The organism is Sulfitobacter guttiformis (assembly GCF_003610455.1).
Classification (GTDB): Bacteria; Pseudomonadota; Alphaproteobacteria; order Rhodobacterales; family Rhodobacteraceae; genus Sulfitobacter; species Sulfitobacter guttiformis.
The window spans coordinates 1,764,955-1,780,817 of sequence record NZ_RAQK01000001.1 but is presented as its reverse complement, the minus strand read 5'-3'; the positions used below and the strand labels follow the sequence as shown (position 1 = coordinate 1,780,817).

General features: G+C 56.8%; 10 protein-coding genes. 6 read left to right on the top strand and 4 right to left on the bottom strand.

Annotated elements, in window-relative coordinates; translation table 11 throughout:
- Positions 1-17: 17 nt before the first annotated feature.
- The gene (locus tag C8N30_RS08805; protein ID WP_025064137.1) at positions 18-5,438 is read right to left on the bottom strand and encodes an alpha-2-macroglobulin family protein; all 5,421 of its coding nucleotides are present in this window, start codon (positions 5,436-5,438) and stop codon (positions 18-20) included.
- A 134-nt stretch (positions 5,439-5,572) separates the two neighbouring features.
- On the opposite strand from C8N30_RS08805, the gene C8N30_RS08800 reads away from it, so the two are divergent.
- On the top strand, positions 5,573-7,786 hold the full coding sequence (locus tag C8N30_RS08800; protein WP_025064136.1) for a response regulator: 2,214 nt from the start codon (positions 5,573-5,575) through the stop codon (positions 7,784-7,786).
- On the opposite strand, the gene yaaA is transcribed toward C8N30_RS08800, so the two are convergent.
- The 3 genes from yaaA to C8N30_RS08785 form a co-directional block, all read right to left on the bottom strand.
- Complete coding sequence (yaaA, locus tag C8N30_RS08795; RefSeq protein WP_025064135.1) at positions 7,771-8,550, bottom strand: peroxide stress protein YaaA; 780 nt, start codon at positions 8,548-8,550, stop codon at positions 7,771-7,773. The genes C8N30_RS08800 and yaaA overlap by 16 nt on opposite strands.
- A 29-nt stretch (positions 8,551-8,579) precedes the next feature.
- A complete protein-coding gene (recQ, locus tag C8N30_RS08790; RefSeq protein ID WP_025064134.1) occupies positions 8,580-10,625 on the bottom strand; it encodes a DNA helicase RecQ in 2,046 nt (681 codons plus the stop codon).
- Positions 10,626-10,731: 106 nt separating this feature from the next.
- Positions 10,732-11,019 carry a YggT family protein gene (locus tag C8N30_RS08785; protein ID WP_025064133.1) on the bottom strand — a complete coding sequence of 96 codons (288 nt, stop codon included), beginning with the start codon at positions 11,017-11,019 and terminating at the stop codon, positions 10,732-10,734.
- A gap of 133 nt (positions 11,020-11,152) precedes the next feature.
- Here C8N30_RS08785 and C8N30_RS08780 point away from each other — a divergent pair, with 133 nt between their 5' ends.
- From C8N30_RS08780 to C8N30_RS08760, 5 genes are all read left to right on the top strand, one after another.
- A complete protein-coding gene (locus C8N30_RS08780; protein ID WP_025064132.1) occupies positions 11,153-11,692 on the top strand; it encodes an acyl-CoA thioesterase in 540 nt (179 codons plus the stop codon).
- 67 nt (positions 11,693-11,759) lie between these two features.
- On the top strand, positions 11,760-13,133 hold the full coding sequence (locus tag C8N30_RS08775) for an MFS transporter (RefSeq protein ID WP_025064131.1): 1,374 nt from the start codon (positions 11,760-11,762) through the stop codon (positions 13,131-13,133).
- A complete protein-coding gene (gene mepA, locus C8N30_RS08770) occupies positions 13,130-14,083 on the top strand; it encodes a penicillin-insensitive murein endopeptidase (RefSeq protein WP_025064130.1) in 954 nt (317 codons plus the stop codon). The genes C8N30_RS08775 and mepA overlap by 4 nt, the downstream gene beginning before the upstream one ends.
- A complete protein-coding gene (locus C8N30_RS08765) occupies positions 14,080-14,946 on the top strand; it encodes an esterase-like activity of phytase family protein (protein ID WP_025064129.1) in 867 nt (288 codons plus the stop codon). Before mepA ends, C8N30_RS08765 begins: the two co-directional genes overlap by 4 nt.
- Before the next feature lie 94 nt (positions 14,947-15,040).
- Positions 15,041-15,658, top strand: coding sequence for a queuosine precursor transporter (locus C8N30_RS08760; RefSeq protein ID WP_025064128.1), 618 nt, complete (start codon positions 15,041-15,043; stop codon positions 15,656-15,658).
- Positions 15,659-15,863: the final 205 nt, after the last annotated feature.

Below are 15,863 nucleotides of genomic sequence, written 5' to 3'. Positions count from 1 at the left end.
ACAGAGTGCGCCCCTCCTCACGGGGTGACGGTCAAGCGGCCAGCAGCGGTATTACCGCGATATTCAGGACGGTACATATCAGTGACCAACGCGGCAGGATGATGGTACTCCCCCGGCGATACTGCCCGCACGACATAAGCGAGCTGGAAGGCTTCTGACCCGTCATGATCGACCGCCGCCAGAAATCTGTCAGCGCGGAATTCGACGTTTTGCGGTTCCACCACCCTTAGCCAGTCGAGCGCTTGTACCGCGCCACTGCGAAGCAGGCTTGGATTGTCGATCTCGAAACCACCCGGAAGCGGATCGTCGATCATCAAGCGTGCGCCGAATTGCTCGAAGGGTTGGACGTTCAGAACCGCGACCAGTCGCGTGCCAGAAGCAAAAGGACCGGTAACCTCAACTCCCTCCATCGTGAAATACTGCCGCGTGAGCGCGTAGCCATAGCCCCCAGCGTCGGGCGAGATCTCTGGCACCCCGAATGTTGTAAGCGTCAGGTCGATGTTGTCGCGTGAGGTGTTGCGCAGGGTGGTCACGACCGGATCGCGGTCACTGATGCGCCGCACCACGTTTCCCGTCGCCGGTTGACCATTTACCTCGATACCAGTGTCGGTTTGCGCGACTCCTAACGCATGGGCAGCCAACACAACCTGAGCCGCCTCCTGTGTTGACAAACCCCGCCCTTGGGGCTGTAGCGATCGCGTGATGTCGGCGAGACTGAGCGCGGTGCTTCCCGCCTCGGCAGCAAGCGTGACAACAGCAGCGCGGTCTCGCAGATCACTGCCGAAATCATCACGCCAAACAGTCTGATCCGCAGGACGCAGCATGAGGGCGCCGGCGCGTGCAAACATCACATCGGCGCGCGCCGGATCGCCATAAGCCGCAAGTGCAGCCCCGAGTTGTGCCGCGGCCATCGGTGTGGCGAATGCACCAGCTTTGGTATCCGCATAATATCGCAAATCACCCATCTGGGCCGCACCGGCGCGGGCAAGTACCAACATGGCATAGGCGATATCTTCGCCTCCCTTGTCAAAATCCGGCGCGAAATTGATCCGGTTGCGCAGATTGTCCAGCGCCAAAGCCATGGCACGCGCAGGTACAGCATGGCCCTGTGCATCCGCACGCCACAGAAAATCAGTGACATAGGCATCCAGCCAAAAAGCGCCCGTATCTGCGCGCCACATTCCAAAAGCACCATTCGCTGACTGCCGCGCAAGAACCTTTGAAATGCTATTAGCAATCTTCGCATCGATTTCGGGCGGAGTGCCCAAACCGGCATCCTGCGCTAGATCGCTCAAATAAAGAAGCGGCAGTGCGCCGGAGGTCACCTGCTCCGTGCAGCCATAGGGGTAACGATCTAGCAGGCGCAGCAATCCCGGCACGTCAAATCGCGCCAGCGCGCCCACACTCAGCGAGGCACTCGCGGTTCCTGCACGCAGACCTGTCAGAACTGCCGTGTCGAAGGTGAATGTCTCATCAGGGCCAAGCGAGAACTGGCGGGTCGTTGCGACCTCCGGATCATTGATACGAACCGGCATGTGCAGAACACGGCGCAGTGCCTCACCATTCGGCATCGTAAGTTGAACGATAATATCATGATCCCCGATTTCACGTGCAATAATCTCCAGCGGCAGACGCAGCGTATTCCCACTTGTTAGGTTAACCTGAGCGGGTACAGGTCCCAATGCCACCCCTGCGTCAGCAAAAATCTCCAATTTCATATCGCCCGATTGATCGCCAGTGGGGATCATTTCGAGCAGCAAGCGGCTGCTGTCGTCAGGTGCAAGCAAACGTGGGAGGCTGGCCGTGATCACAACCGGATCGCGAGCGATCACATCCTGCGTCGCATTGCCAATACCCGACTCCGACCACGCGACAGCCATAAGGCGCACGGTGCCGTTGAAGGCAGGGCGGGCTACCTCGATGACCGTGTGCCCGCTTGCATCTACTGTGACCGGACCGCTGAAAAACGCCATCAACGCTTCGGTCGGCGGGGGCGATTGCAACTGTGCCGATGCCGCTGCGTCACCGCCGGAGCGAACAGCTCCCATTGCCCCGCTCAATCCGTCTATCAGCCGACCGTACATATCGCGCAACCCCACACCCAGACGCCGTTGGCCAAAGTAGTGATCCGTGGGATCGGGCACTTGGAAATCGGTGAGGTTAAGGATGCCTAGGTCGACAGCCGCGAGTGTAACATAAGCCTTTTCGCCCGCCTTTATGCCTTCGACCTTCAGCGGAACGGCCATCATCCCTGCCTGTCCGTCGACCTGTCCAGGCGCGTTCAAGCTGACGGTAAGCTGCTTGCCCTCAGGCCGCACGGCCGCATGTGCAAGGCCAATACTGCGCGCAGGGTTCAGGCCTGCGGTCAAATCCATTGGACGAACAAGCGAAGCGGTGACATAGGCGCTGTTGCCCCAGTCCTGCGTCACAGTCATCGGGATTAGATTTTCGCCCTTTTCGACGGCGAGACTCATCTGGTCGATCACGCGGTTGGACAGAACCGAAATCAAGGCAATACCAGCTGTCGGCGCCACCAGCCGCAGCTCCGCCTCATCGCCGACGTCAAAGCTTTCGTCGTTCAAGGAGACCGCCAGAAAATCGGGCGTGGCTGACGCATCGCCACCGCCATACCAGCCTGACGAGAGCGTGGCCGAGGTCACGGCAAATGGCGCTTCGAGTTGCTCGACCACCAGTTCATATTCTCCCCACGCGGTCGGTTGAGCGATGCCGGTAGGCCCCTCCGCGAGCGTTAGCTCCCCCGTGCCGATACGGATGCGTCGCGTAACCGGCTCCCACGCCCAGTTGCCGCCCTGCTGGTACCATTGGTACTGTGTATCAATCCGGTTGAAGGTCCAGCGCACAGGCATCTCGCCGCTGGTGGTAATTAGGTCAAACTCTGCATCACTTCCCTCGGCGAGGACGTCGATAAAGTTCGGCTTTATTCCGATCATCGGCCCTTGCGACTTTAACGCGCGGGTTAGTCGCCGCTCAACCGGACGGCCCGATCCTTCGGCGATCCGTACCACAACCGCCAGCTCGAACGGCTGGCTTGGCGCTTCGTCGATCTGTGGCATGACGACGTTCAAGACGGCATTACCCTGCGCATCAGTTCCGGTGGGCTCGAAATAGGTCGTGCGCGTATCGAACCGCGCATCATGGCGGCCAAATACATATCCCTTATATTCCTCTAACGTGCGGGTAGTCCGCAAACGGATCTCGCCTTCCGCCTCCAGTCCGGCCGCAGGCGCACCGAACAAATAGCGCGCCGCAATGGAGAGCGCTGGACGGTCCCCCAACGCAACAGGCGTTTCAGGCAGAGCAATGTCAAATTCGATACGGTCAGGCAAAAAATCTTCGACAAGCACAGTCTGCGAAGCCAGCGGCCCGTCAGCAGGGTCAGCCACCAAATCGAGCCGCCATGCGCCCCGTGGCACCTGCATGCCGAGCGGCAGTGCAAAAACATGCCCTCCGGCCATAGCACCACTCGTGAGGGTGCGGCTATATTCTGCGCCATCAGGCCGCTTTAGCACAGCCACCAGCGGCACACCTTCCAGCGCGCGGCCCTGACCGTCACGGGTAAGGACGGTCACAAATATTGTTTCACCAACGCGGTAAGCGCCGCGATTTGTTGTCAGAAAAGTATCAACGAGGGGCGCAGACGGGCGTCCTTCGACACCCCGATCTGACAAATCAAACTCGGGATCGGTCAGTGATAGAAACGCCGTATCGCCATCACTGCCCCGCGCCATCAGCAACGCGGGCGCGGACGCACCGCTGCCGCGCGTCAAACCATTCGGTAAATGGGCGCGACCATGGGCATCGGTCGCAACCTCCCCCAATACCGCATTGGCACGCGAGATCAGCGTGAGTGTCACATCGCTGCGCGGCGCCGCATCACCAAGCCCCAGCACGGTGGCATGCAGACCGTCGGTGCCCGAGATTGTACTCAGCCCCATATCAGTGAGGATGAACCACTGCGTCGCTGAGGGCGTTTCGTATGGATCAGCACCCTTAATCCCCGCAGTGAGCGCGTAAATTCCTGCAGGCTGCCCCGCCAGCGCCTCTGCCAGCGGCAATCGGGTTGTCATCGCATCGTTCAGGCTATTTTGTACTACGCCGTTCCCCTCCCAGATATCCTGCGCAATGTTATCGGCGAACCTTTCCTCCTCGTACTGGCTGAGCGGCTTGCCGAAGTAGCTGTCCTGAATGGTGCGCAGCAGATTGCGGTCGCTCACGCGGCGCAGCTTGAGGGTGACGGCGTCTGTGTTCACAGTCTCGATTGGCAGCGCAGCATCGGACCCGCGCGGCAGTACGTAAGCGCGGCCGGAAAAGCGTACAGAAGGATCGCGGTCACGGACATATTGAGTGATGGTCACGTCCTTATGCAGAACCTCGCCACTGGCTGCGGGCAATCCTGCACGGAAGGTTGCCGTTGTGCGGCTGCCAAAGCGGACGCCGTCGATACACAGCGTCTGACCGTCTGCTTCGACAACCAGTTTGGGGTCCTCCAGCCGGACAAAAGGGGCGTAATCAATTCCACCTGCCACCAGCTTTTCCGAGAACTCGGCGCAAATGCGCGGGCGGGCTGTGTTATTGTCTACGCGTGTATCCGTAATGCGGAACCCGTATTTGCCGATCGCAGCTTCCATAGCGGACTCAAAACCAGCCTCTGGTTCAACCGTAGCGGCAAGGCGCAAGGGCGCAATCATATCGCGGCCCCGATTATTTGCCTCATAAGCTCGGGCAAGTAAGTCGAGTGCGGTGACCTGCTCATCCGGGGTCGTCGCGCGCAGATAAGCATTTGTCGCGGTGGCGACAGCCTCCTCTTCCAACCGGCGCGCCAAATCGCGTGGCGTCCCCTTACGGGGCATCAACCCCAGTTCTGAAAGACGGGCCCACAAATCGCCTCGGTCCGTCAACGCCACGGCATGCCCCGCCCAGAGCGCGGCAGTCGCGACATCTCCCTGTTCGATTGCTACATTCATAGCATTGATCATATCCTCCGGCAGCGCAGCGGATAGCGGGTGGCGATCGGCGTTGGTTTGAACCAGCGCGATGGCAGCATCGAGATCAGGTGCGCTCAAAAATTCGATCTCGCGCAAGCGCTGCGCGGCAAGTGCCGTCTTATCCGGCGACTGCATAATTTTGCGCGCTGACAGGGCACCCTGAAAAAATTGTTCTTCGGTGACTGCCGACTTGGGAAAACACGCGTTTGAGCGGGTATTGAAGGTGAACGCCGTACACTCTGTTTGTGCGCTGCATGCACGTGCGCAGGCAGATTGTGTTGTTTCGAAGAGCGGCCCCAGATCAGCCCCGTAGAAATCGGCGTCCTGCGTGTAAATATAGCGCTGTTCCGGCATTGCCTGCTGTGCTGCAACATTTGAAATGCCCCCCAACAGGCCTAGTGCGGCAGCGGCGGCTGTGACCCAAATACGCATTACAGAATCCCCATTTGTTCAATGGCACGATGGTGACACGCAGCTCCACTCACAAGCAAGGACGATAGTTTTAAGACCATGTTTACAGATACTATTGCACAAGGAGTCTTCACCCCGCGATCTGTGAGGAATGGATGAGCCTACAGCAAAAACTCACCGAAGAGCGGCGTGGTCGCTTAGCGGCAGAAAGAATGCTGGAACTCAAAAAAGCAGAGCTTTTTGCTGCCAATCGTAAATTAGGGCGAAATGCCCGCGAACTAAGCGACGAAATCGTCGATACCCGCGCCATGATGGAAAGCATGGGCGAGGAGAACCGGAAGGTCAAATCGGACCTAACCGCCGCCCACGAGAAAATTGCCGTGGTCGAGCGGCGGCTGTGGCACTCCATTGAAACCATCAAGGACGGGTTTGCGTTTTTTGACGGTGAAAATCGCCTCATTATGGCAAATCAGTCATATCTCGCGGTCTTTGAAGGTCTCGAGGTAATTCAGACGGGCGTCAATTTTGTAACGATCCTACAGGCGCTCACCGATGAGGGTATCGTAAATCTGAACGGGGTGGAGCCCACGGCATGGCGCCAGCGGATGCTGACCCGCTTCCAGATGCGCCACCCCGAGCCAGAGATCATACAGCTCTGGAACGGCACATATATCAAAATGATCGACCAACGCGGGCCGGGGGGTGATGTCGTATCGCTGGGGCTCGATATTACTGAAAGTGTCCGGTACGAGCGGGAATTGGATGCGGCGCGCAAGCTTGCAGAAGCTGCGAACCGGGCGAAATCGGCCTTCCTAGCCAACATGAGCCATGAGATCCGGACGCCCATGAACGGGGTCGTCGGCATGGCCGAACTGCTTGATGATACATTGCTGACTGAAGAACAGCGGCTGTATGTACAGACCATCAAAAACTCCGGCGAGGCACTGCTTATCATCATCAATGATGTCCTTGATTACTCGAAAATCGAGGCGAACCGCCTTGAGCTGCACAGCGCCCCATTTGATCTCGAACGCGCCTGTCAGGAAGTGATCATGCTCTTACAGCCGATGGCGCGTGAAAAAGGGGTCGAATTGCTGCTTGATTACGACCTTTTTCTTCCCACGGATTTGTTAGGCGATGCAGGTCGTGTCCGGCAGGTACTGACCAACCTGATTGGCAACGCTGTCAAATTCACAACACAGGGCCACGTCCTTATCCGTGTCACCGGCATCGCAAATGAAAAAAGCGGTTCGGTAACACTTCATCTTACCGTCGAGGATACTGGCATCGGTATCCCTGCCCATATGACCAAACATATTTTTGGGGAATTTAATCAGGTCGAGAACGAGCGCAATCGACAGTTTGACGGGACAGGCCTGGGCTTGGCTATTACCAAGCGACTGGTTGAATTGATGAACGGCGAAATTTGGGTCACCTCCGAAGAGGGTATCGGGTCGTGCTTTGGCTTCAAGATTAAAATGGTGGCGAACGGACCGATTGATAAAGCCTATCCCACAATAGCCAAGGAGATACGGCGGGTGATGGTAATCGACGACGTACCGGCCAACCGCATCATTCTTGAACGGCAACTTTCACAGCTACAGCTAAAAACCATCGGAGTGGCAAATACCGCAGCCGCTTTGGCCCAACTTGATGAGTCAATCGATCTGATTATAACTGACCACAAACTACCCCACATAAATGCGCTTGCCCTTGCGGAGGAGGTTTCGAAGCGCAAGCGCTTGATCCCGATACTTCTATTGAGCTCAAATCTCGCCGCGCTCAAACACGATCCGCTTGCTACGCCCTTTGTGGGAATGTTGCAAAAGCCGCTGCCACGGCGTGCCCTGTTCACCATGCTGGAAACGATTACACCCCCGGAAGGTTCGGATTTACCTTTGACAATGCCACCCGCGAAACTGCGGAAGATGCGCGTGCTGGCCGCTGAGGATAACCGCACCAATCAACTGGTATTCAGCAAAATGGTTAAATTTCTCAACATCACGCTCGAATTTGCCGCGAATGGTGAGGAAGCGCTGGAAAAATACCAAAGCTTCAAACCTGACCTTGTGTTTATGGACATCTCTATGCCGCGTATGGATGGCAAGCAGGCGACCCGACATATCCGCGAGATCGAATCCCGTACAGGTCGGCATATTCCTGTGGTTGCGATGACAGCGCACGCATTGCTGGACGATGACAAATCAATCCTCGAGGCGGGTCTGGATCATTACCTTACCAAACCCCTGCGCCGCGCCCTGATCGAGGATCATGTAAAACTTGCGCAGCCCTCGGACACCGAACCAGTATTTCCAACCGAAGCACTGGCAGGCCTTCCCCAAAAGGAAAATGCTCAGGATTCGGGATAGGGGCGCAAAAACACAGGCGCATCCGGCTTTGACAGCGCAGCGGTATAAGCATAACCGCCGGCGTCGAAATCCAGAATACCTTTCGCCACTTTTATCCGGTTCTGCATGACAAATCGCGCCATCGCACCGCGTGCCTTTTTGGCGTAAAAGCTCACGATTTTCGGGCCCTTCCCGTCGCCCTTATCTTCCATGAACTGCGGTGTGATTACCTGCAAATTGAGCGCTTTGCGGTCAACTGCCCCGAAATATTCCTGACTGGCGCAATTGACCAGAATGTCACTTCCGGTGGCCTGTGCTTGTGCATTGATCGCCTGCGATATCTCGCTACCCCAGTAGTCATAAAGGTTCTTGCCCCTTTCGGTTTTAAGCCTGCTACCCATTTCAAGGCGGTAGGGCTGGATCGCGTCCAGCGGGCGTAAAATACCATACAGACCCGACAGGATGCGCAAGTGATCCTGCGCAAAATTCATCTCTTCTGTGTCCAGACTAGATGCCTCAAGGCCCTGATACGTGTCTCCGGCAAAAGCCAGTGCGGCAGGACGGGTCAGATCTGCGTCGGGTGTCTCGGCGAAATTAGTAAAGCGGTCACGGTTGAGCGTTGCAAGGGCATCACTCAGCGACATAAGCGATTTCAATTCTTCCACGTTCAACTTGCGCGCTGCGGCCACAAGCTGTGCCGCATGATCGAGAAAATCGGGAGTAGTGGTAACCGCATCCCGCTCGCTCCAATCCAATTTCTTGGCCGGTGAAATCACAACAAGCATATCCGCTCCTTTTATGTCCAATGAACCATCTAGTCCGCGCTACGTAGCACGTCCAGAAATGCGGCACCAAAACGCTCCGCGCGTTTGTCACCTAAAATGCGCTCGATCGCGCCCGCATCGGGATTGTGCAGCTGCGCTACCTTCGCCAGCAGGGATGCTGAACAACTCAGCGGCTTTTCTGTGCCCAGCGCACCACGCGACAGATCCGCCTGCACCTCAAGAAGTTGGTCATAAAGATCGCCCGCACCCCGCCCTGCCAACTTGCGCCGTTGAGGATGCATCATCTCGGCCTCACCATTGATCACCTCAAGGAAAGCGCGGCCATAGCTCTCAAGTTTTTTTGCGCCAATCCCGCTGATCCCCGCCATCTGGTCGAGGTTCTTTGGCCGCGTCTCGGCCATCTCGATCAGGGTTCGGTCGGTAAAAATAATGTAGGCTGGTACTTTTGCAGTTTCGGCCAGCCCGCGCCGTTTTGCCTTGAGTGCACTAAGCAACGGCGCGTCCTCATCGTTAACCATCGCTTTGACAGCGGGCCTGCGCGCACTACCCGCCGCTTTGATGCTGTCGCGACGCAGGGTGATAGACTGCTCGTCGCGCAGGATAGGCAGGGCCGCATCAGTCATACGCAGTGCACCGTGGCGCGCAGGATCGGGACGCACCAGATCGCGGCCCATCATCTGGCGGAACACCGCTTGCCATTCGGGTTTGGAGTATTCGGTGCCAACGCCATAAGTCGGGAGAGACTGGTGCCCGCGCTGTTTGACCTTGGCCGTCTCGTTGCCGAGCAGAATGTCGATCAGATGTCCCGCTCCGAACCACTCCTCGGTGCGTAGCATGGCTGAGAGCGCCTTGCGCACCGCTGTTGTTCCGTCGAAGGTATCTACAGGACTGTCACAAAGATCGCAGTTTCCACAGGTCACGTCCCCTTCGTCGAAATACCCCAACAGTGTTTTGCGACGACAATCGAGAGCTTCGGCCAAGCCGAGAAGCGCGTTGAGGCGGCCATGATCGGCACTGCGTCGTTCAGGCGGCGCCAGCCCTTCATCAATCTGGGTACGGCGCAGGCGGATATCCTCAGGGCCAAAAAGGGTCAGCGTCTCGGCGGGTGCGCCGTCCCGCCCCGAGCGACCGATCTCCTGATAATAACTTTCGATGCTTTTTGGCAGATCGGCGTGGGCGACCCAGCGGATGTCGGGCTTGTCGATGCCCATACCGAAGGCCACCGTGGCGGCGACGATCAGCCCGTCTTCTTGCTGAAATCTGCGCTCGGCGATCCTGCGGTCCTCCGCTTCCATCCCGCCGTGATAGTGAATGGCAGTTTGCCCTGCATCGTTGAGAGCGCGCGCGATCCCTTCGGTTTTAGCCCGCGTGCCGCAATAAACGATCCCAGATTGTCCACGACGCGCAGCAGCAAACTCGAGAATCTGAGTGCGCGGGGAGTCCTTAGCAGCGAAGGCAAGATGAATATTAGGGCGGTCAAATCCTCGTAAAAAGGCGCGTGGCGGCACCCCCTCAAAAAGCTTTTGGACAATCTCTGCCTGCGTTTCAGCATCTGCTGTGGCTGTGAATGCGGCAAGGGGCACGTTAAGAGCCCGTTTCAGCTCTCCGATACGAAGGTAATCGGGGCGAAAATCATGGCCCCACTGGCTTACACAATGTGCCTCGTCCACCGCGATCATCCGCACGCCCACACGCTTTAGCATGCCTATGACCGACCCCGCAGCAAGGCGTTCGGGAGCCATATACAACAGCTTGAGCGTGCCCGCCTCAAGCCCTTCCCAGACCGCATCTGTCTCCTCGGGAGTATTACCTGAAGTCAGCGCGCCTGCGCCCACTCCGAGTTCTTGCAAGGCGCGGACCTGATCGCGCATCAAGGCAATCAATGGCGAGATTACAACCGTGACCCCTTCACGCATCAAAGCTGGAAGCTGGAAGCAAAGGGATTTGCCCCCGCCCGTTGGCATGATGGCAAGCACGTTTTCTCCGGCAGTCACCGCCTCCACAATCTCTTCTTGTCCGGGGCGGAACCCGTCAAATCCGAATACATCTTTTAGCAGCGGTGCGGCGCCGGACATAAGGGTGACCTAGTTTTTGGGAAATACAGCCGTTGCAGAGTCACATATCACTTGCACGGGAGCAAGGGCCTGACGACCCCTATTAAGCCCTGTGACGTCATGGATCTCAGTAAAAAAGTGCTGCGTTATTGGTCAACACAATGCGCGCAACCGCAACAGCGATCAAAACCGCAAGCGGCGCCAGATCAAGTCCACCCATATTTGGTAGAACGCGGCGGATAGGCCCGTAAATCGGCTCTAACAGGCGGTTAATACCGTACCAGATTTGCGCAACCAGTGGCTGGCGCGTATTAAGTACCTGAAAATTGATCAGCCACGACATCACGACATGCGCGATGATGAAGAACCACAAAATGTTTAGCAAAAGCATCAGGATCATAAAAATCGAGGTCACTGGCAGCAGTCCTTTTTCAATAGATATAGAACTGCAGTTAAGCGCGATCCGCAAAAAGGACAAGAGTGCCGCGAGGTTCATGGTTGACGCACGCCGCCGATAGGTCATGTGCAGTAGGAAAGGAGTCCCATAAATGTTCCCGTTTCTTCGTATGGCCAAAGATGTCTATCTTGCCCGCCGCATGCCCAAGTTGAAATCGCTAACCGAAGAGCATGCTTCGCAGCATATCTGCTGGCCGCATGATCTGGACGCATTTCTGGAGCTGAACAATGGCCGTGCCCTCACCTTGTATGATCTGGGCCGCATCGCAATGGCGCAGCGCGCGGGGTTGATCGACGTTCTCCGGCGAGAAAGGTGGGGTCTGACAATGGCGGGATCGCATGTTCGTTTTCGCCGCCGCATTCGGGCATTTGAACGCTTCCAGACCAGAAGTAGAGCGGTCTGCTGGGATCAAAAATTCATATATATCGAGCAATCCATGTGGAAGCGGAATGGAGAATGCGCAAGCCACGTCCTGTACCGCGCTGCCGTGACCGACAAAAACGGCATTGTTGCGCCGCTGCGTGTTCTGGCGGCACTGGGGCAGGATATCCCTTCACCTGCAATGCCAGACTGGATCATGAACTGGACGCTGGCCGAGGCGTCACGCCCATGGCCCCCGATGCAGGACTGACAAAACCAATTCTTGCGCCATCGCATACAGCCTGTTCTATGATCGCAGAAACGGGGAGCGGGTTTTTATGTCAGTGGTTTCACAACGCAAGCGGATATGGGGCTGGTATTTCTTCGATTGGGCCAGCCAACCCTATAATACCCTCCTCCTCACCTTTACGTTCGGGCCGTATTTCGCCAGCACTCTATCGGCCAATCTGATTGCAGAGGGCATGGCGGAAGGGGCGGCGCGGGCGCAGGCACAGGCCTATTGGGGTTGGGGGCTGGCCGCTGCAGGAATATTCATCGCACTGCTTGCGCCAATCCTTGGTGCCATCGCGGATAATTCGGGGCGAAAACTTCCATGGATCTGGCTGTTTTCACTGATGTATTTCATAGGTTCAGCCGCTTTATGGTGGACCGCACCGCAGGACTTTTCGATCCTTTGGGCCTTGCTCTTTTTTGGCATCGGCCTGATCGGAATGGAGTTTGCGACGATCTTTACAAACTCGTACCTTCCCGAGCTTGATAGTGATCCCGCAGAGTTGGGGCGCATTTCAGGCTCCGGCTGGGCCTTCGGCTATGTCGGCGGTCTGGTCGCGCTCATGATCATGCTGATCCTCTTTCAGGCAACTGACAGCGGAAAGACGCTGGTCGGGCTGAGGCCGCTATTTGGCCTAGACCCTACAACCAAGGCAGACACCCGCATTGTCGGGCCGCTTGCTGCGGTCTGGTATGCTGTATTTATGATCCCGTTTTTTCTCTATATCCGTGATGTGCCAAAGCCAGGCGTGCCGCGTGTTTTAATCGGAAAAAGCATTAATGATTTGCTAGCTACGCTTAAAAATCTGCCACATCATCCCTCCCTGATGGCCTATCTCGGCTCCTCGATGTTTTACCGCGATGCGCTCAACGGGATGTACGGGTTTGGCGGCGTCTATGCCGTGGGTGTGCTGGGATGGTCGATAACCCAAGTGGGTATTTTCGGTATCCTCACGCTGATCTCGGGGGCCTTCTTTTGCTGGATCGCAGGGCGTGTCGACCGCAGAACAGGCCCGATGCCCGTCATCGTATTTTGTGTGATTGCGCTTGCGCTGGTGGCGCTGTTGATCGTCATGATTACGCCCACTTCGATCCTTGGAATTCCGCTGTCCGAAGGTTCTAGCATGCCTGACATCACCTTCTTTATCGCCGGCGCCGTGATTGGTGCAGCGGGTGGAGCGCTTCAGGCGTCGTCGCGAAATATGATGACGCGGCAGGCCAACCCTGAGCGTATGACGGAAGCCTTCGGCCTTTATGCCCTGTCTGGCAAAGCAACTTCGTTTCTCGCCCCTGCGCTGATCGCTCTGACCAGCCAGATAACAGGTAGCCAGCGATTGGGGATTACCCCCGTGGTGGGGCTGTTCATCATAGGGCTGGTTCTGCTAATCTGGGTGAAACCAAAAGGGGATTTCTCCAAATGAATGTTAAAAAGCTTCTGACGATTGCCGCGTTGGGTGTGCTGGTGGCCAGCTGTGGCGGTGCCCGTGATATCAGTGGTTCAAAAGCGCAAAAAGCAGATCTGCCTACCATTGGCGAACTTGCCGGCCCGCTAGCAAATGTCGAAGCCAAGAAGCTGTTCGGGACCAAATCGATGCCCACGGCACAATCCTCAGCCGCTTACGGCAGCTATGCAAAAGGATGTCTGGCAGGCGGTGTAGAACTGGCAGAAAGTGGCCCTACGTGGCAAGCAATGCGCTTGGCGCGCGGCCGCAATTATGGCCACCCCGAGCTGGTTGATATGGTCACCAAGTTGAGCCAGTTCGCGGCCCAGCAGCCCGGCTGGAATGGTTTGTATGTCGGTGATATGAGTCAGCCCCGTGGCGGCCCGATGCTCACAGGGCACCGCAGCCATCAGATCGGTCTGGATGCCGATATCTGGATGTTGCCACCAAATTCCCTCAGCCTGACCCGCAGCCAGCGCGAGAATATATCATCTATCTCTACACGCCGTGCCAGCGGGGCCTATGTCAACAGCGCGTGGACACGGTCGCATCACGAAATCATTAAGGCTGCCGCACAGGATCCACGTGTTTCGCGGATCTTTGTCTTTCCTGGTGCAAAGGTCCAAATGTGCGATGATGAGCGGGGCAACCGGAGCTATCTGAACAAAATTCGTCCATGGTATGGGCATCATTACCATTTTCATATTCGCCTCGCCTGCCCCCGAGGGGCGCAAGGATGTGTAGACCAGACGCCGCCACCAGCGGGCGACGGCTGTGATGATGCGCGCCAGTGGCAAGCCAATATTATTAACCCGCCAAAAGTAGCGCCCAAACCGCAAAAAAAACCGGCGGAGGACCCGCAACCGCGCCGCGAACTCGTGCTTGCCGACCTTCCCGCACAGTGTAAAGCGGTGCTTGACGCAAATTGATCCACCTCGCGCTGGCATTTATCTGCCTGTGTGGTCTCGCGTCGGCTCAACCGTCGTTGCGTCCTGACGGAGTTCTGCGATGGCAGATTGAGGCACCTTGGTTTGGAGGATGGTCTGGGATAGAGGTCACCGGACAAGGCACACGCATGACGGTGATCACTGATCGCGGTCATCTCCTAGAAGCTTTGTTGAGGCGAGATCGTAGCGGTGTCCTTGAGACTGTGGAGGTTCAGAGTTTTCGGCCGCTGACAGATGAAAACGGTCGCAGATTGGGCAAAAAGGCAACCGATGCCGAAGGCCTCGCCATCGCAGAAAACGGGCATGCCTTCGTCTCCTTCGAACATCGTCACCGGATAATGGACCTTGACCCGCAAACCGGTCGGACGGGTAACCGGATAGCATTGCCGTTCCGGAACAGTTTGGGTGACAACTCCGGTATAGAGGCTTTGGCGATCGGGTTGGACGGAACGCTTTTCGCCCTGACCGAAGCAGCGCCGGCCCGCGGGCATCCCTTCCCGCTATATACCTATACTGATGGCCAGTGGCGTGTGGCGGCCCACATTCCCCAGCGGGGGCCATTTGTGCCCGTGGGCGCCGACATCGACGCCCTGGGGCGGTTTTGGTTGCTTGAGCGCACAGTGACGCCGATTGGATTTCGCAGCCGCGTGCGAATGTTCGTTCTCGACCCTCATGCGCCGCGTGAATATACGCTTATGACTTCAATCCCCGCGCGCTATGATAACCTTGAAGGAATAAGTGTGTGGTCGGATCAGGATGGGCTGATGCACGTCACACTTATCTCGGACGATAATTTTTTCGCCCTACAACGTACGCAGATCGTGGAATTTGTGGTCATCGAATAATGTTGCACCGTGGGGAGATCCCACCTAAAGCACGCCCTGTCTGCGATCCCCGCAGGCCAAGTCGCCGCACCCTTGCACAAAACGGTTTAAACTTATGACACGCACTCACTTTCCCGGTATTATTGCCATGGCCGTCATTGTCGTGGCCTCCAACATTCTTGTTCAATTCCTATACGGCAACTGGCTGACATGGGGGGCGTTTACCTACCCCCTCGCCTTTTTGGTCACCGATGTGATGAACCGCGTTTACGGCACAGCTGCGGCGCGGCGCGTTGTGCTTGCCGGTTTTGTCGTAGGCATCATTTGCTCACTGATCGGAACGCAGATTATGGGCGAGTTTGGCCCGCTGGTCACTGTACGCATCGCTATTGCTTCGGGGCTTGCTTTTTTAACAGCACAAATGCTTGACGTTGGTATTTTCGCGGCGCTGCGGGATGGCGCTTGGTGGAAGGCGCCGCTGGTTTCCACGCTCTTGGGAAGTACCGTGGACACAATAATATTCTTCTCCATCGCATTCTCCGGCGCACTGTCGTTTGTACATGCAGGCACCGATGTTTCATGGGCGTCCGAGGTGCTACCGATCCTTGGATCAGGACCCGCTGCACCTTTATGGGTATCACTGGCGGTTGCGGACTGGGCTGTGAAGCTTTCTTTGGCATTGGTGGCGCTTGTCCCGTTCCGGATGATCACAGCGCGGTTGCGTGCTCCTTAAAGCAGCACACTACATTCACCTTCGGCATTCGGACAAAAAATGCTTTGTGATCCTGCGATCCTGTGCCAACTTTAGGCAGGTTCAACAAATGCAAAGGAGGTGATCTAGTGATTAGAAATGTACTGGAGAATGGTGTCGGAACAACTTTGGAGGTCGTTTGCTAGGGCAGCCCCTAGTCTACTGAAATCCGAAGTGGCTATCGGTC